14 protein-coding genes, 1 tRNA gene and 1 pseudogene are annotated in these 17,142 nt (G+C 44.6%); 13 read left to right on the top strand and 3 right to left on the bottom strand.

The window, feature by feature from the left end:
- Positions 1 to 201 precede the first annotated feature (201 nt).
- From P7J49_RS03620 to P7J49_RS03630, 3 genes and pseudogenes are all read left to right on the top strand, one after another.
- Positions 202 to 942: pseudogene (locus tag P7J49_RS03620) on the top strand (IS110 family transposase); the annotation flags it as partial.
- A gap of 681 nt (positions 943 to 1,623) precedes the next feature.
- On the top strand, positions 1,624 to 2,490 hold the full coding sequence (locus P7J49_RS03625; protein ID WP_408569442.1) for a helix-turn-helix domain-containing protein: 867 nt from the start codon (positions 1,624 to 1,626) through the stop codon (positions 2,488 to 2,490).
- 103 nt (positions 2,491 to 2,593) lie between these two features.
- Entirely contained in the window at positions 2,594 to 4,171 is a 1,578-nt protein-coding gene (locus P7J49_RS03630) for an ATP-binding cassette domain-containing protein (RefSeq protein ID WP_408569444.1), read from the top strand.
- Between the two features lie 273 nt (positions 4,172 to 4,444).
- Here P7J49_RS03630 and P7J49_RS03635 read toward each other — a convergent pair.
- Positions 4,445 to 4,526: transfer RNA gene (locus P7J49_RS03635), tRNA-Leu, on the bottom strand.
- A 130-nt stretch (positions 4,527 to 4,656) separates the two neighbouring features.
- Here P7J49_RS03635 and P7J49_RS03640 point away from each other — a divergent pair.
- From P7J49_RS03640 to purR, 9 genes are all read left to right on the top strand, one after another.
- A complete protein-coding gene (locus tag P7J49_RS03640) occupies positions 4,657 to 5,334 on the top strand; it encodes a recombinase family protein (RefSeq protein WP_408569446.1) in 678 nt (225 codons plus the stop codon).
- 209 nt (positions 5,335 to 5,543) lie between these two features.
- Entirely contained in the window at positions 5,544 to 6,605 is a 1,062-nt protein-coding gene (locus P7J49_RS03645) for an LPXTG cell wall anchor domain-containing protein (protein WP_408569448.1), read from the top strand.
- Between the two features lie 158 nt (positions 6,606 to 6,763).
- Entirely contained in the window at positions 6,764 to 7,639 is an 876-nt protein-coding gene (gene rsgA, locus P7J49_RS03650; RefSeq protein WP_408569450.1) for a ribosome small subunit-dependent GTPase A, read from the top strand.
- A gap of 14 nt (positions 7,640 to 7,653) precedes the next feature.
- Positions 7,654 to 8,313 carry a ribulose-phosphate 3-epimerase gene (gene rpe, locus P7J49_RS03655; protein WP_408569451.1) on the top strand — a complete coding sequence of 220 codons (660 nt, stop codon included), beginning with the start codon at positions 7,654 to 7,656 and terminating at the stop codon, positions 8,311 to 8,313.
- Positions 8,306 to 8,938, top strand: a complete 633-nt coding sequence (locus P7J49_RS03660; protein ID WP_408569453.1) for a thiamine diphosphokinase — start codon at positions 8,306 to 8,308, stop codon at positions 8,936 to 8,938. Before rpe ends, P7J49_RS03660 begins: the two co-directional genes overlap by 8 nt.
- Positions 8,939 to 10,177: a DNA recombination protein RmuC gene (locus P7J49_RS03665; protein WP_044685615.1), complete on the top strand. Its 1,239-nt coding sequence runs from the start codon at positions 8,939 to 8,941 to the stop codon at positions 10,175 to 10,177.
- Complete coding sequence (locus tag P7J49_RS03670) at positions 10,167 to 11,108, top strand: 3'-5' exoribonuclease YhaM family protein (RefSeq protein ID WP_408569455.1); 942 nt, start codon at positions 10,167 to 10,169, stop codon at positions 11,106 to 11,108. The genes P7J49_RS03665 and P7J49_RS03670 overlap by 11 nt, the downstream gene beginning before the upstream one ends.
- Positions 11,108 to 11,974, top strand: coding sequence for an aminoglycoside phosphotransferase family protein (locus P7J49_RS03675; RefSeq protein WP_408569457.1), 867 nt, complete (start codon positions 11,108 to 11,110; stop codon positions 11,972 to 11,974). Before P7J49_RS03670 ends, P7J49_RS03675 begins: the two co-directional genes overlap by 1 nt.
- 101 nt (positions 11,975 to 12,075) lie before the next feature.
- Entirely contained in the window at positions 12,076 to 12,888 is an 813-nt protein-coding gene (gene purR / locus P7J49_RS03680) for a pur operon repressor (RefSeq protein ID WP_408569458.1), read from the top strand.
- Positions 12,889 to 12,913: 25 nt separating this feature from the next.
- On the opposite strand, the gene P7J49_RS03685 is transcribed toward purR, so the two are convergent.
- Together P7J49_RS03685 and P7J49_RS03690 are read right to left on the bottom strand one after the other, a co-directional pair.
- Positions 12,914 to 13,780 (bottom strand): RluA family pseudouridine synthase, encoded by an 867-nt coding sequence (locus tag P7J49_RS03685; protein ID WP_408569517.1) that lies wholly within the window; start codon positions 13,778 to 13,780, stop codon positions 12,914 to 12,916.
- 1 nt (position 13,781) lies between these two features.
- Positions 13,782 to 14,750 carry an NAD(P)/FAD-dependent oxidoreductase gene (locus P7J49_RS03690; protein WP_408569460.1) on the bottom strand — a complete coding sequence of 323 codons (969 nt, stop codon included), beginning with the start codon at positions 14,748 to 14,750 and terminating at the stop codon, positions 13,782 to 13,784.
- A gap of 152 nt (positions 14,751 to 14,902) precedes the next feature.
- Between P7J49_RS03690 and pbp2a the strand changes: the two genes are divergently transcribed.
- Positions 14,903 to 17,116, top strand: coding sequence for a penicillin-binding protein PBP2A (pbp2a, locus tag P7J49_RS03695; RefSeq protein WP_408569462.1), 2,214 nt, complete (start codon positions 14,903 to 14,905; stop codon positions 17,114 to 17,116).
- The last annotated feature ends 26 nt before the right edge of the window (positions 17,117 to 17,142 follow it).

Consider the following 17,142-nt stretch of genomic DNA (forward strand, 5'->3'; position numbering starts at 1 on the left):
GAAAACGAACATAAAGCCCTCACTAGGTGTATAATCTTAGTGAGGGCTTTGTGGTTGACGAGTTAATGATGTTAGTCATCGAGGGAAAAACTGATCCACTCTACTGACGAGCACCCCAAAATATGCGATAGGCATGAGTATAAAAATACGACTAAAATTCGGTAGATAAGCTCTCTAATTTTTAAGAAGGAGGGAATTGTCATGGATGTTCTCTATCAATCTTGTGCAGGTATTGATGTCCATCAAGCCAATAATGTCGTCTGTATCCTACATGGACCACTCACCTCAACTCGTCCAAAGCGTGAGATGGCTACATTTGATACAACGACTAAAGGCCTACGTGCTTGCCACGATTTTCTCAGTCAATTTCGTGTGGAAGCTGTTGGTATGGAAAGCACAGGTGTTTATTGGCGACCTGTCTGGCATGCTCTATGTGATGACTTCGAGCTGATACTGGCTCAACCAGCCCACATGAAGGCTATTCCAGGTCAGAAAACCGACAAGAAGGATGCTCACTGGATTGCTAAATTAACACGGATTGGTCTGCTTCCTCGGAGTTTCGTTCCCGATGAAACCATTCAAGAATTGAGGGAGTTGACCAGACAGCGAAAACATTATGTGGAAAGTCGCAATCGCGAAACCAATCGTATCCATAAAATTCTTCAGTCAGGTGGTATCAAGCTAACAACCTATATTGAAGATATAATGGGACTATCTGGACGTAATCTCCTTCAGCTACTGGTTGATGGGACGCCTATCACACCACGCATTGTCCATCGATCAGTTTATACCAGCTTGAAGAAGAAAGTGTCGCAGCTTCTGGAAGCCTTGGATGGTTATTTCTCTGACCATCATCGCTTCATGTTAAAGCAGTCCTTAGAGATTTATGATTTTTATCAGAAGCAGATTGAGTTGCTGGAAGAGCGAATCAATGGCTATATCCTTTTAAAAGAGCAGATAAGGTATTCTGAATTTTTAGTACAGAAAAAGACTACTAGGGACGAGCTAGTAGCCTAACATAAAAATTTTTTCGCTTTGATTATATCATAGGGAGGGAATTTTTGCATTCTTTTTAGTTTTCGTATAAGAACTCGACTAGTCAAAAAAGAGTTCATCAACAAGTCTTCATTTCAAGTTGTCGATCTAAAACGGTCTATTCCCAGACCGTTTTAGTCCCACCCCCGCATAGCTCAAACTGTCTGGGAGACAGTTTGAGGTTGGAAATAGAGCGAACTTTGTTCGCTACAAAACAGTCAGAGTAGTGACTGTTGGAGGTTGGAGATATAGCGAACAAGGTTCGTTACAAAAAGGTTCAGTGAACCTTTTGAGGTTGGAAATAAAGCGAACTTTGTTCGCAACAGTCGTAATGGTCAGATTTGGAGTGTGCAACACGACCTGTTGTGATTTGCTTTGCAAATCCTATCTCCAACCTTTAACAGTCCACTGGACTGTTAAACCCAATCAACCACTGCGCTGAGATGTTGACACGAACTCTGAGAAGCGAGGCTGGACTTTATGCCTAGCTTCTTTTTCTTTATGTGAAAATGGACACAAACATGGGGAGTTGTGGTATAATAATTATGTTTACAAATGATTTTTTAATCGTGAGTGTAGAGGTGATGCATGAATCGTTTTGGTAGGACATTAAAATTGATAAGAGAGGGAAAGGGGAAGAGTTTGGCGGAGGTCGCCAAGGGACATATTTCTACTTCTCAACTTTCTCGGTTTGAAAATGGGGAATCCGACAATACTGTTAGTAAATTATTTGGTGTGTTGGCAGAAATGAATGTGGATGTGGACGAGTTCGTGTATGCCAGTCAGGATTTCAAAAAAGATGAGCTGACTAGAATTTTGGAACAACTAAAACAATCCATCTATATCAGAGATGTTGTAACCATAAAGAAAATCTTGTCTGAACAATTAGCAAAAGCAGAAAGAGATTCTCGTAGGGAGTTTCATCGGTTGAATGCTATTTTAATCGCGTATAAACTGAGCGACTTAGATAAGACAGTAGTTGTTTCGAAAGAAGATACAGCCTTTTTAACGGATTACTTATTTCAAGTGGACAACTGGAGTTATTACGAGCTCTTGCTATTTGCCAATACCATGGATGAATTAGAACACCAGACTATGATGCTTTTTTGCAGGGAACTAGTTGGTCGTACACAGTTTTACCGTGAAATGAAACAACATCGATTGGCAGTTTCTCAAATTTTACTTAGTGCTTATCTAGTCAGCGTTCAACATAAGGAACTTGCCGACGCAATCTTTCTTGAAAAGACTATCGAAGGTTTGCTTTTCGACGAGACAGAAATTTTTGAACGCATTTTGTTTAAATTTGGTAAGGCTTTTTATGATTATCAAAATACCGGAACTTCTAATGCTATTTTGGAGATGAGAAAGTGTATTGGACTTTTACGAGCGGTCGATAGCCAGAATATAGCAGATTGGTATGAAACGATACTTGAAAAAATAGTGAACGAGAAATAGTTGCATATAGGGGACGAATAAAATCGTCTCCAATTCCTATTCTATAATATAGATGAAAGCGACCAAATGTTTGCTTAGAAATCTATCAAACGGTGGAGAAGAAATGAAAAAGAGGAATTTTTGGCTAACCTTATCTTGTATTTTTGCAGTAGCCCTGCTCAATGTTGGCTTTCTGTACCAATATCGCTATATTATTGATGCTATTGCAGCTGGAGATAGACAGGCCTTTGTATCCTATTTTGTGCTGATGGGGCTAACTGTCCTTGTCATGCTGATTTTTGAATACATTCGTCAGATTGCCAATGTCAGCTATCTCAATCAAGTAGGTTTCCAATTGCAGGCGACCTTTATTGGGAAAATGTTTGATTTACCTTTTAGACTGTTTGTTGAGCAGGGGGCAGGGGCCTATATTTCCCAGCTCAATAATGATTTGGAGACGGTGAAAGAAGATTATTACGACGCTTTCTTTACGATTTTTCAAGGTGCTTGTACCTTTGGCATTGCCAGTTTGGCCCTTCTTAGCTTGGATGGTCTGACCGCTATTTTCTTGATTCTGATCTCATTCTTGCCAGTTGTGATTCCCTATTTGTTTAAAAAACGGAGAAGGCTCAATCAGGAAGCGATTTCGGACAGTCAGCAGGTCTATAATACAAGGGTTTCAGATGTCTTTCTGAGTTATTTGCAAGTGAAAAATAGCCGCCAAAGACAGCAAGTTTTAGATGGTCTGAACGATTGCTATCAAGCAGTCAATGACAAGGTCAATCAGGCCAATCGAACGACAGTAACCATGCGGCTCTTAGTCGGTTTGGTCTTTTATCTGACCACGCTTTCGATTATCTTTATCGGTGGTTTTCAAGTCTTTTCTGGGGCCTTGACCATCGGAGGTTTGACGGCTATTCTGACCATTTCAGAGCAGTTGGTGGATCCCATAAATAGCATTGCGGCAGCCTTTTTGGACAGGCATGCCGTTAAGGAATTGAAGAAAGAGTTTGAGCTATCTACTTTGGGTCAAGAAACGAAGGGACAGGAACTTGCTTCAGCTTTCCAGAGTATTCAACTGGTCAAGGCTAGTTATGCTATCGGTGAGAAGCAGGTCTTTGAAGACCTGACCGTAGCGTTTGAACGTGGCAAGAAGTATTTAATTCTTGGGGAAAGTGGTTCTGGCAAATCTTCCTTGGCTCTGATTTTGACCAAGAATAGCCAACTGCAAGCAGGGGATATTTACGTTGATAAAACCTCTCTTTCAGACTTATCCTACCAAGCCATTCAAGACAAGATTGCCTATCTGCCACAAGAGGGAGCCCTTTTCCATGATACTGTTCTTTACAACTTGACCATGGGACGGGAGGTTCCAGACGATAGGATGATGTCCCTCATTAAGACCATGAACCTTGACAGTCGTTTCCCAAGTTATGTTTCTTTGAGCGAGGAAATTAGTGATGATAGCGGACTGTCTGGCGGACAAAAGCAACGCCTGCTCTTGATCCGTGCCTTGCTGCAAGATAAGGATATCTTGTTGCTGGATGAAAGTCTGTCTGCCTTGGATCAGGAAACCTATGCAGTGATTGAAAATTACCTTACCTCACTAGCTGATAAGACGCTCATTCATATTTCCCACCGTGTGTCCGATGATGTCCTTTCTCGTTATGATGGGGTGGTACCGATTGGGGAGAGCAATTAATACTCTTCGAAAATCAAAATCAGACGTTGTTGCCTTGATTTGATAAGTGAAAGGCTCCAGCGGAGCCTTTCAGCCTGTTACCTTGAAACAAAATAGTAACAGGGTTCTATCTGCATAAGTAGAAATGAACTACGTTCGCTCTATTTCCAATCTCCAAAGGTTCCCCAAACTTTTGGAGCTAGTCTGATTTTGATTTTCATTGAGTATGCGTGAGAAGATATAAAAATGACCCCAAGTCATCAACTTTGACTTGGGGTAATCCTTTATAAATAATGCGGAGGAAGGGATTTGAACCCTCACACCCGATGGGCACATGCGCCTGAAGCATGCGTGTCTGCCGTTCCACCACCTCCGCTTGTTTTTTATTATACTATTTTTTTCTTGACTTGGCTAGGGGAAAATGGAATGATTATCAAACCATGATCACATGTTCATCAGACCTTTTATACCAACCCCCGCTACAATAGTAGAACAAGGAGAAAAATGTGAAGAAAATCATCAAGCAATACCAAGAAAAAGGTGCTGTCGTCATTGGCTACGCTCGTGTGAGTTCGAGGGACAATCGGCAAGAACTGGGGCTAGAAGTGCAAAAAGAAGCCCTACACTTCTGTGACAGACTCTACATGGAAAAGGAATCGGGAGGTCATCAAGACCGCCCACAACTTCAAAAAGCTATCAAGCTAGCCAAAGCCTGTGCTGAAAGCGGGATAGAGACCAGATTTGTAGTCTATAAGCTAGACCGCCTAACCAGAAAGATGCTCCATCTGTCTGCTATCATCTCAGACTTGACCAGCCATCATATCCGCCTGCAATCCCTCCGCGAACAAATCGAAACAGACTCGCTGACAGGCCGATTCTTCTGCCTCATGCTAGGCTATGTGGCAGAATGGGAACTCCAAGCTATTTCTGACCGTACAAAAGATGGTCTGCGTAAGGCCAGAGAACGTGGTGTAAAATTGGGCAATAAGGGTATTTCAAAATCAAAGGAAAAACAAGTGATTCAGAGCTATGTGGTAGAAGAAACAACCGTTCGAGACATGGTCAAGCAGCTCAATATCTCAACAGCGACCATCTATCAAGTCTTAAAACGAAATAATACCCCATTTCGTCGTCAAAAAGCACATAATTCTTTGACAGAAACAGGAGAAAATGATAAACTGTAAGCGAATATATGTGTTTTAGCAAACGGTCGTTAACTAAAACATAGAAAAATCAAAAAAATGCCAACTTGATAAGGCTTGAAAAACCCGTCAAATCAGCATTTTGAATATTTTCTATTGACAACTTTGATTGTTTTACCAAACGACCCTTAACTAAAACAGGTACAAACCCTATTGTAGCAGGTTTTTTTGGATAAAAATGAAAAAGGAAGTTGGAAAAACATGAAAAAATAGTCACAAAAAAAATCGGTATAACCCTTGCTTGCACTACACTCCTTGGCGGAGTTATAGCACCCGTAGCTGTTCCAGCTTTTCAAAATATTGTTTATGCTGAAACAAATCAGCAACAGCCAATTTCGGTAGCAGTAATTGCAATCTCTGGATCTGATGGTCCATTGTCCCATTATTATATTACCATCAACCCAGGGGAGACAAAGACAATCTCCGCACCAAAAGTTGAGGGATGGAAGTTAGATCAATACACTAATCCAACTCATGAACTCACCTACGATCAAGCCTTAAAGACCCTAAACTCTGCTGGCTTTGTATGGGTACAGTTCTGGATGATTAAAGACGCTGCTCCAACAACCAAAGATCCAGTAATTTTTACTGTTGCTCACAGGGTGGCTGGTGGTGATGACCTTTTACTAGACAATGCGGTCGTAAATCCAGGTGAATCTATCACGCTTACACCGATCGCAGTAGATGGGTATATTGCAAGAGCCGACAATAAGTATACTTATACTTATGACGAGGTTGCTACCGGGTCAAGCTCTCTGTTTGTTGCAGAGATTCTTTATGATAAGGTTGCGGTTGACCAGCCAGTTGAACAACCAGCCGAACAACCAGTTGAAACCCCAGCTGAACAACCAACTGAACAGCCAACTGAACAACCAGCTGACCAGCCAGTTGAACAACCAGCTGAAGTTCCAGTTGAGCAGCCAGTTGAACAACCAGCCGAACAGCCAGCTGAACAACCAGTCGAACAACCAGCTGAAACTCCGACAGACAAACCAGTTGAACAGCTAACAGATGCCTCGTCCTTAACTGACCAGACAGCTGGCAAGGTTCAAGTAGTGGCAGCAACTGATAAGAAAACGGTAGACAAGTCCGCTCCAAGCACTACTGCTGTTAAACCACAGGAAGTATCACAACCTGTTGCCAAAACCTTGCCAAAAACAGGTGATAGCAGCTCTATGCTCCTAGTCTTAGGGGGCGTCTTGTTCGGCCTTTCAGGTCTGGGATTAGCTGCCACATCACGCAAAAGAGACTAGTCCATCTATGTATACCAAGGAAGCTCTCGTTTGAGGGCTTTTTCTATTGTATATATTTCCATTGGCAAGAAAATACTAGCTGTGCAGGATTTGGCTTTGCTCCCTTTTTCCTAGGAAATTTGGTATAATAGGAACAAGTACACACAAAGGAGTCTTCATTGCAAGGAAGAATTATCAAGGCCTTGGCTGGTTTTTACTATGTCGAGGCGGATGGACAGGTTTATCAAACCAGAGCTAGAGGAAATTTTCGTAAGAAAGGCCAAACGCCCTACGTGGGTGATTTTGTGGACTTTTCTGCGGAGGAAAATTCAGAAGGCTATATTTTAAAGATTCATGAGCGGAAAAATAGTTTGGTTCGACCTCCTATCGTCAATATCGATCAGGCGGTGGTTATCATGTCGGCCAAGGAACCTGATTTTAATGCCAATCTACTGGATCGTTTCCTAGTGCTTTTGGAACAGAAGGACATGGATCCCATTATTTATATCTCTAAGATGGACTTGGTGGAAGATCGGGCGGAGATGGATGCCTTCAAGGCTATCTATGAGAAAATTGGCTATCCATTTGTCTATAGTTTGGAGGAATTGACGCCATTATTGCAGGATAAGGTGACGGTCTTTATGGGGCAGACAGGGGTTGGCAAATCGACTCTTCTCAATCGCATTGCACCAGAATTAGCCTTGGAAACAGGGGCAATTTCAGATAGTCTGGGGCGGGGTCGCCATACCACTCGTGCGGTCAGTTTCTACAATGTCTTCGGTGGGAAAATTGCGGATACGCCAGGTTTTTCATCCCTAGACTATGAAGTCAAGGAGGCTGAGGCTCTGACAGATTGTTTCCCAGAGATTGCGGAAAGCAGCCAGGACTGCAAATTTAGGACCTGTACCCATACCCATGAGCCGGATTGTGCAGTCAAAGAAGCTGTTGCCAGCTCTGCCATTTCCCAAAGTCGCTTTGATAATTATCTCCAATTCCTCAGCGAAATCCAAAATCAGCGTGAAACCTATACCAAGGTAAGTAAGAAATTCAAATAGAAAGTTGGTTCTCTATGTCACATTATAAGATTGCGCCGTCTATTTTGGCGGCAGATTATGCAAATTTTGAAAAAGAGCTCAAGCGTCTAGAAAAGACAGGTGTGGAGTATGTGCACATTGATGTCATGGACGGTCATTTCGTGCCAAATATTAGCTTTGGGGCGGATGTGGTAGCGGCCATGCGTCCTCATAGCAAGCTGGTTTTTGATTGCCATCTCATGGTGTCCAATCCTGAAAATCATATTGAGACCTTTGCCCGTGCGGGTGCAGATATTTTAACCATTCACGCAGAAGCAACGGTTCACTTGCATGGGACCCTCCAAAAAATTCGTGCTGCTGGTATGAAGGTGGGTGTGGTCATCAATCCAGGCACTCCTCTTGTGACCATTGAGCCTGTGCTCAACTTGGTGGATCAGGTTCTGCTCATGACGGTCAACCCAGGTTTTGGTGGACAGGCCTACATTCCAGAAGTGACTGAGAAGATTGAGGCCTTGGTCAAACTTCGTGAAGACAAAGGCTTGAGCTTTGACATCGAAGTGGACGGCGGAATTGACGATAAGACCATTCATTCAGCTAAAAATGCGGGTGCCAATGTCTTTGTGGCTGGTTCCTATCTCTTCAAAGGAGACTTGGATGCCAACATTGCCAAATTGAGAGCCGTCCTCAATGATTAAGATTGCTGTCATTGCAGGCGGTTCCTTTGACTGCCTTCCTGAGCCTGCCGACCTCTATGTGGGGGTAGATGCAGGCTCTCTTCGTCTTCTGGACCATTCTCTGCCTCTTGACTGGGCTATCGGTGATTTTGACTCGGTGACACCTGAAGAATTAGGGCGGATAAAGGATCTAGCAGAGCGTTTTTTGCAAGCTCCTGCTGAAAAAGATGATACAGACTTGGAGCTGGCTTTAAAGGAGGTCTTCAAGGTTTATCCGCAGGCTCAGGTACGCATATACGGTGCTTTGGGTGGTCGCATGGATCATATGATGGCCAATCTCTTTCTGGCTGCTGAACCCGACTTGGTTGCCTTTATGGAGCAGATTGAATTGGTGGACAGGCAGAACATCGTCCGTTTTCGACCTGCAGGTCAGCACTGTTTGTCACCGATTGCTGGTATGAAGTATATTTCCTTTATACCGTCGGACCAAAGCCGCCTGACCATTCGTCATGCCAAGTACCCACTGGATGCCAGCAATTATTTTTTCAAAAAATGCTATGCTTCTAACGAATTTATAGATAGAGACATAGACATTCAACTGGATCAGGGTTACGTGGTCCTGATCTACAGTAAGGACAAGGATTAGATGGATATTGTACTACTTATTTTGCTGATACTGGTCTTGCTTGCCTTAGTTTTTCTTTATGGAAAATGGCAGAGCTTGGCCCTGCTTTTGCAAGATCAAGCCGAAGACACAGCTGACAACTTGTCTGACCAGCTCAGCTATCAACTAGAAAACGCAACCCTCAAGCAGCAGCAGGCCATTCATCAGGAAGTGGAAAGACTCCGCACGGAGCTTTACCAACAGCTAACTGACATTCGCCAAGAGCTGAATAAGAGCCACTTGGAAACGCGAGATGCCACCGACCGCCGTTTGCAGGCCATTCAGGAGTCTAATGAAAAACGCCTGGAAGAAATGCGGCAGACGGTTGAGGAAAAGCTGGAGAAAACCCTGCAAACCCGCCTACAAGCCTCCTTTGAAACGGTGTCCAAGCAGTTGGAATCGGTCAATCGTGGTCTGGGTGAAATGCAGACGGTGGCGCGTGATGTGGGTAGTCTGAACAAGGTCCTGTCTGGCACCAAAACCCGTGGCATCATGGGTGAATTGCAGCTGGGACAGATTATCGAGGATATTTTGACACCTAGCCAATATGAGCGAGAGTTTGCCACGGTTTCAGGCTCGAATGAGCGCGTGGAGTATGCGGTCAAGCTACCAGGACGGACCGAGGGAGACTATATCTATCTGCCGATTGACTCCAAGTTTCCGTTGGCGGACTATTATCGCTTGGAAGATGCTTACGAAAGTGGGGACAAGGACCAGATTGACCTCCATCGGAAAAATCTTTTGGCGGCTATTAAACGTTTTGCCAAAGATATTCAGAGCAAGTACCTCAATCCGCCTGAAACCACTAACTTTGGCGTGTTGTTTTTGCCAACTGAGGGACTCTATTCGGAAGTGGTCCGCAATCCCATTTTCTTTGATGAGCTTCGCCGTCAGGAAAATATCGTAGTAGCAGGCCCGACCACCCTGTCTGCCTTGCTCAATTCCCTCTCCGTCGGCTTTAAGACCCTCAACATTCAACGGTCGGCCGATGATATTTCCAAAGTCTTGGGCAATGTCAAGCTGGAATTTGGCAAGTTTTCTGACCTCTTGCTTAAGGCTCAGAAACAACTCAATCAAGCCAGCAGCAATATTGACAAACTCCTAACAACTCGCACCAACGCTATCGAGCGTAGTCTTCGTACCATTGACCTGTACGAAGATGACCAAACCAAGGGACTGCTTGGCCTGTCCCCATTAGATGAGGAAGATAATGAAAATTAACCAAATGAAAAAAGATGAATTCTTCGAAGGATTCTATCTGATCAAGACTGCTGAAGTCCGTCAAACACGAGCTGGTAAAGACTACCTAGCTCTGACCTTCCAAGATGATACGGGCGAGATTGAAGGCAAGGTCTGGGATGCCCAACCAGGGAAAATCAAGGACTTTACTGCTGGGACAGTTGTTCACATGCAGGGACGCCGTGAGGTTTACAACAACACCCCCCAGGTCAATCAACTGGTTCTTCGTTTACCAAAGGCAGGCGAGCCGAGTGACCCTGCGGATTTCAAGGAAAAGCCGCCTGTTGATGTCAAGGACACCAAGGACTATTTGAGCCAGATGATTTTCCGCATCGAAAATGCCACATGGCAGCGGATTGTGCGTGCTCTTTACAGCAAGTACGACAAGGAATTTTATTCCTACCCAGCTGCCAAGACCAACCACCACGCCTTCTATTCAGGCTTGTCCTTCCATACAGCGACCATGGTCCGATTGGCTGATAAAATTGGTGATATTTATCCTCAGCTCAACAAGAGCCTGCTTTTCGCAGGGATTATGCTCCATGACCTAGCCAAGGTTATCGAATTGACTGGTCCAGACAATACTGGCTACACTGTCCGTGGCAATTTGATTGGGCACATTTCCTTGATTGATGAAGAGATTACCAAGATCCTGATGGAATTGGGTATCGACGACAGTCTGGAGGAAGTGACTGTTCTTCGCCACGTTATCCTCAGCCACCACGGTTTGCTGGAGTATGGCAGTCCCGTCCGTCCGCAGATTATGGAGGCGGAAATCCTCCACATGATTGACAATATTGATGCGGAAATGATGATGATGCTATCGGCCTTGGACAAGGTCGGCCCAGGCGAGATGACCAATCGCATTTTCGCCATGGACAACCGCGCCTTCTATAAACCCAATATCGACTGATGGCAGTTAGGATAGTGTCTCGACAGCCCCTCACCAAAGGCTGGTCCGCGGACCAAAAGTACCAGGTTCAGCTAGAAGATGGTCGCTATGGGCTTTTGCGAATAGCCGAGCGGACAGCCTATGAGACCAAGCAAGCAGAATTTCGATTGGTTCAAAGCTTGTTTGGACAAGACTTGCCTGTGGCAGAGCCACTAAGTTTTTGGGCGGATGACTTGTCAGTCTACACCCTCTATGAATGGGTAGAAGGTCAGGATATGAATGAAGTGGCTTCTAGTTTGTCTGATTCTGTCTTATATGATTTGGGCTGTCAGTCAGGGCAGTTTTTGCGAACCTTGCATGCCCTACCGATTGACCAAAGTCAACGGGACTGGAACAGTTTTTATCAGGCTAAGATTGACAATAAATTAGCTGCCTACCAAGCAGCTAGTCATTCCTACCCAAATGGTTCTGCTATGATAGACTTTGTTCAAGCCAACCGTCACTTGCTGGCAGGAAGACCAATTGCCTACCATCATGGAGATTTTCACACAGGTAACTTCCTACTGGGTGCGGATGGGAAACTGAAAATATTAGACTTTGATCGCTACGACATAGGGGACCCCTGGGAAGAATTCAACCGTTTGATTTTCACGGCAGATTTGTCTCCAGCCTTTGCGCGTGGTCAGGTAGATGCCTATTTTGACGGCACTATTCCAGAGGAATTTTGGAGACTTTTAGCTCTATACTTAACAGTAAACAGTCTAGGCGCACTTTCTTGGGCAGAACATCAAGATTCCGAACAAATTCCACTGATGATTAAGCAATCAGTTGCTATTTCGGAATGGTACGAAGGTTTTTATTTACATATTCCCAAATGGTACAGGTGACTAGAAAACAAAATACGAAAAAGACGGACTTTTTAATCAAAAAAGTTCGCTTTTTGTAGTTTGTTGTGATATAATAGAAAAAAGTGAAAGAGGATGATTTTATGAAATTAAGAAGAAGTGAGCGTATGGTTGTCATTTCCAATTACCTCATCAACCACCCTTATGAATTAACTAGTTTGAATACCTTTGCGGAAAAGTATGAATCTGCCAAGTCATCTATCTCAGAGGATATTGCCATCATTAAAAAGGCTTTTGAGGAAAGCTCTATCGGGCATATTGAAACCATTACTGGTGCCAGTGGAGGAGTTGTTTTTACTCCATCGATCTCTAAGACAGAGTCTGTCGAAATTGCACAGGCCCTTCGTGATCAGATGGCCGAAAGTAATCGTATCTTGCCAGGCGGTTATATCTATTCATCTGACTTGTTGTCTACACCGCATATTTTGAAAAATGTCGGTCGTATCATTGCAGATGCTTTCAAAGATGAAAAGATTGATGCGGTCATGACAGTTGCGACTAAGGGGGTCCCTTTGGCTAATGCTGTTGCCAATGTCCTTAATGTACCGTTTGTGATTGTGCGTCGTGATTTGAAAATCACAGAAGGTTCAACTGTTTCTGTCAACTATGTGTCAGGATCTAGCGACCGTATCGAAAAGATGTTCCTGTCTAAGCGTAGTTTGAAGGCAGGAAGCCGTGTCTTGATCGTTGATGACTTCTTGAAAAATGGTGGTACCATCAATGGTATGATCAGTCTACTCTCTGAATTTGACTCAACCTTGGTTGGCGTAGCTGTCTTTGCGGAAAACCAAAAAGGGGACCGCAACGTAGCAAACTACAAATCCCTCTTAGCCGTGACGGACATCAATGTCAAGGAAAACCGAGTTGATGTAGAGTTGGGGAATATATTTGAGTAATGGATATGAAGAAAAGAGCTGGTTTTCAGCTCTTTTTTACTATTCTATCAAAAGTCTCCGACCGTGCTTCTACACTGATTTCTTTTAAGGTCAGCGGGTGGGTCAGGCTGAGTTTTTGGGCGTGGAGCATGAGGCGAGGGGCAGCGACTCGACTGTAAAGCGGGTCGCCGATTAGAGCATGACCGTGGTGGGCTAGATGAACTCGGATTTGGTGAGTCCTTCCTGTCAGGAGACGACAGGAAACTAGACTACTTTTGCCAAGGGTCTTCAAGCGGCGGACCTGGGTAAGAGCTGTCTGCCCCTTGCGGTTATCGACCACCCGCTTTCTGCGGTCGTGTCGGTCCCGTCCGACTTTATCGGTAATGGTCCAGTCTGTCTTTTTTAGCTGGCCTTGGCAGAGGGCTAGGTAGTCACGGTAGATGACCTTGTCCTCCAAAAGCCGATTGAGGATGGGCAGGATAAAGGGATTTTTGGCGAAGAGAATGGCTCCGCTGGTTTCCATATCCAGCCTGTGGACCACATAGCAGGTCTGGCCGACATAGGCGGATACATGGTTGAGCAGGGCGATTTCCGTCGGCTCATTGCCGTGGGTTTTCATGCCTTCAGGCTTGTTGACGATAATCAAATGCTCATCCTGATAGAGTTCCTCCACCAAGTCCGCCTGTCCTAGAGGTATACTTTTTTCAGGATAATCTTCCTGGTCAAAGGTCAATTCCAGTAGGTCACCTGCGGTAATCGGGCTCTGCCAGTTAATCAGCTCACCGTTGACACGGACATGCTTCTTGGTGCGGAGGAAGTGGCGGATTTTTCTAGGAATGAGAAAATAATCTTCCAAGACTTCCTTGACAGTCAGTTGAGGAAAGGCTTGGGGAATGCGAATGTCAATTTTCATCTTATAGGCTGGTCGAGTGCTTGGGTTGCACTTTTTCATTTGGATTGAGGTAGTTCATGGCATTGTTAACAGCGGTTGGAGCTTCGCCCAGTCCAGTTGCAATCAGGTCAACCTTGCCCTCGTAGAAGCAACAGTCACCGATAGCATAGATACCAGGGACAGAGGTTTCTTGTTTGCTGTTGACCACGATGCGGTGGCGATTGAGTTCCAATCCCCATTCTTTCAGCGTACCGACAGATGATTTGAAACCGTAGTTGACAAAGAGGTGGTCGAAAGACAGGGTGAGCTTATCCTCGCTCTTAACCTTGTCAAAATCAATAGCAGCAGCTCTGCCATTTTCTCCAGAAAGTCCTTTAGGGACAAAAGGTGTGTGAATGGTAACGCTGGACTGCTTGAGTTCTTCCACGCTGTGCTCGAGGGCTCGGAAGTTGTCGCGACGGTGGACGATCTGGGTGGTCTTGGCGATTTTTTCAAAGGCCAGGGACCAATCGACCGCAGAGTCACCGCCACCCAAGACGACGATGTCCTTGTCGGCATACTGCTGGATGTTGGACACGTGGTAGTGGACGTTGTCAAAGCTGTCGGCACCGTCAATCTCTAGCGGACGCGGCTTGAAGGCACCGCCACCCATGGCGATGATCAGGGTCTTGGTCTGGTGGCTGCCCTTGTTGGTTGTTAGGGTAATGATTTCCCCAGGTTCAATAGCAGTCAGGGTTTCATTGAGGCAGATGGTGGTGTCAAATGGAGCTAGTTGGGCAAGAAGGTTGTCGGTCAATTCCTGTCCCGTCAGGCTTGGAAAGGCCGGAATGTCCAAAATGGCCTTTTCAGGATAGAGAATGGCAGGCTGGCCACCCAGTTGGGGCAGGGAGTCAATGATTTTGACCTTGGCTTGACGGAGGTGGGCGTAGAAGGCGGCGAAGAGACCGACAGGTCCGCCACCGATGATGGTAATGTCATATACTTGTGTCATGGGAATCCTCTTCTTTGTTCAGAATGACCCTATTTTATCATATTTTTGGAAAAAATTCCCTGTCTGTTATCACAAGTTATCGCAGGCTTTTTTCTGCTAGTTTTTACGAAATGGTGTATAATGGTACAAAATTCACTAGAAAGAGGTAAAGTATGGACGATTTGCAACATCAGCCGATTGAAGTTCCAGAAGATTTCCAAATTGATCATGAAGACAGACCTAGCCGTCGCCGCAGGGGAAATCGTGGCTCTGTTGATAAACCAAAGAAAAAATCACGTATTCCGGAGCCGATTCGTAAATTTTGGCGCCGTTACCAACTGACTAAAATTTTAATCATTTTAATGGTCCTGACAGTTCTTATAGTAGGTGGCTATCTATTTTTCCTTGCAAAGACAGCTAATGTTGGTGATTTACAGCAGGCGCTAAAAGCTACAACGATTATTTACGATAAAGATGGTGCGGAAGCTGGGACATTGTCAGGTCAGAAGGGGACCTATGTAGAGCTGGATGCTGTCTCCGATAATTTAGAGAATGCCGTCATCGCTACAGAAGATCGGAGCTTCTACAAAAATTCAGGCATTAATTACCAGCGTACAATTTTGGCTGCCTTGACGTTAGGTCGGTCTGGAGGTGGTTCAACTATTACCCAGCAATTGGCAAAAAATGCCTTTCTAACTCAGGATCAGACCATCAGTCGAAAGGCTCGAGAATTCTTTTTGGCTCTGGAAATCAATAAAAAGTACAGCAAGCAAGAAATCCTGACCATGTATCTCAATAACGCCTATTTTGGGAACGGGGTCTGGGGAGTGGAAGATGCAAGCCAAAAATACTTCGGTATTCCAGCCAGTGATCTTACTCTTGAGCAAGCGGCCGTCATAGCAGGTATGCTCAAGGGACCTGAGATTTATAATCCTTATTATTCTCTAGAAAATGCAGTTAATCGTCGGGATACAGTCCTGCAAAACATGGTCAATGCTGGTTATATTGATCAAGCGACTGCAGATGCAGGTTTCCAAGTAGACCTAGCCAGTCAGCTTTCAGATACCTATACAGGGAAACAAAGCAATTATTCCTATCCATCCTATTTTGATGCTGTGATTGCTGAGGCGATTGAGCGATACGGACTGAAAGAATCAGACATTATTAATAACGGCTATAGGATTTACACAGAGATGGATCAAAATTCTCAAGCCAGCATGCAGGTGATTTTTAATGATGAGACTATGTTCCCAACATCAAGTTTTGATGGTACCCATGCTCAGGCTGCCAGCGTAGCTCTTGACCCTAGGACTGGTGGAGTTCGCGCCTTGGTTGGTCGAGTTAACAGTTCAGAGGATGCGGTCTTTCGGACTTTCAACTTTGCAACACAAGCCAAGCGCAGTCCTGGTTCAACAATCAAGCCTCTGGTTGCCTATGCTCCAGCAGTAGCGGCGGGCTGGTCGATTGATATGGCTCTGGATAACCATACAGAAACCTACGGCGATTACACCTTGCATAACTATGATTATTCGACTTCTGATACCATTCCAATGTATCAAGCTTTGGCTCTCTCTTACAATTTACCAGTAGCTTATATAGTGAACACCTTGGGGATTGACAAAGCCTTCGAGTATGGACAAAAGTTTGGACTTGATATGGAAAATGTCGAGAAAGTTTTGGGTGTTTCAATTGGTTCTGGAGTGGAGACTAATCCTCTGCAAATGGCCCAGGCCTACGCTACTTTTGCGAATAAGGGTGTGATGAAGGATGCCCACCTCATCACTCGTATTGAAACAGCTAGTGGAAAGGTTTTAGCAGAGCATCGAGAAACAAGTACCAAGGTGATTGACCGCTCTGTCGCAGATAAGATGACAGCAATGATGCTTGGAACCTATACCAATGGTACGGGAGTGACAGCAGATGCGGCCAATTATTATATTGCTGGGAAAACAGGAACAACCGAAACGAGTTTTGATGTCCATCTTGTCAATGATCAATGGCATATTGCCTACACACCTGATTTGGTCATCAGTCAGTGGGTTGGTTTTGAGCAGACAGATGAAAATCATTATATAGATAGCAGTAGCTACTGGAAGGCTCCGTCGGTCTTCCAGACTGTAGCCAATTCAATCTTGCCATATACTGCTGGAACTCAGTTCGAAGTAGAAAATGCCTATGCACAAAATGGTATTGTAGAAGTAGCTCCAGATGAAGCTGCGCAAACTGAATCAAGCCTTGGTCAAGAACAGGTACAAGAAATTTCAGATCAGGCGAGAAACTTGATTGAGCAAACCAAACAAAATCTAATCGATGCCCAGTTACCAGAACGAGCAAAAACCTTGTGGGATAACATCACGTCTTGGTTTGGAGAGTTGTCAAATCCATAAAAACATGGTAGAATGAAAAAGATGGA

It is taken from the genome of Streptococcus suis, from assembly GCF_046032515.1.
Taxonomy (GTDB): Bacteria; Bacillota; Bacilli; order Lactobacillales; family Streptococcaceae; genus Streptococcus; species Streptococcus suis_AL.

What these genes read in the sequence shown, in the direction of transcription:
- P7J49_RS03685 (WP_408569517.1), bottom strand. Translation starts at nt 13,780, where the DNA reads ATGAAAATTGACATTCGCATTCCCCAAGCCTTTCCTCAACTGACTGTC.
- P7J49_RS03670 (WP_408569455.1), top strand. Translation starts at nt 10,167, where the DNA reads ATGAAAATTAACCAAATGAAAAAAGATGAATTCTTCGAAGGATTCTAT.
- P7J49_RS03665 (WP_044685615.1), top strand. Translation starts at nt 8,939, where the DNA reads ATGGATATTGTACTACTTATTTTGCTGATACTGGTCTTGCTTGCCTTA.
- pbp2a (WP_408569462.1), top strand. Translation starts at nt 14,903, where the DNA reads ATGGACGATTTGCAACATCAGCCGATTGAAGTTCCAGAAGATTTCCAA.
- P7J49_RS03625 (WP_408569442.1), top strand. Translation starts at nt 1,624, where the DNA reads ATGAATCGTTTTGGTAGGACATTAAAATTGATAAGAGAGGGAAAGGGG.
- P7J49_RS03630 (WP_408569444.1), top strand. Translation starts at nt 2,594, where the DNA reads ATGAAAAAGAGGAATTTTTGGCTAACCTTATCTTGTATTTTTGCAGTA.
- P7J49_RS03675 (WP_408569457.1), top strand. Translation starts at nt 11,108, where the DNA reads ATGGCAGTTAGGATAGTGTCTCGACAGCCCCTCACCAAAGGCTGGTCC.
- P7J49_RS03660 (WP_408569453.1), top strand. Translation starts at nt 8,306, where the DNA reads ATGATTAAGATTGCTGTCATTGCAGGCGGTTCCTTTGACTGCCTTCCT.
- rpe (WP_408569451.1), top strand. Translation starts at nt 7,654, where the DNA reads ATGTCACATTATAAGATTGCGCCGTCTATTTTGGCGGCAGATTATGCA.
- P7J49_RS03690 (WP_408569460.1), bottom strand. Translation starts at nt 14,750, where the DNA reads ATGACACAAGTATATGACATTACCATCATCGGTGGCGGACCTGTCGGT.
- purR (WP_408569458.1), top strand. Translation starts at nt 12,076, where the DNA reads ATGAAATTAAGAAGAAGTGAGCGTATGGTTGTCATTTCCAATTACCTC.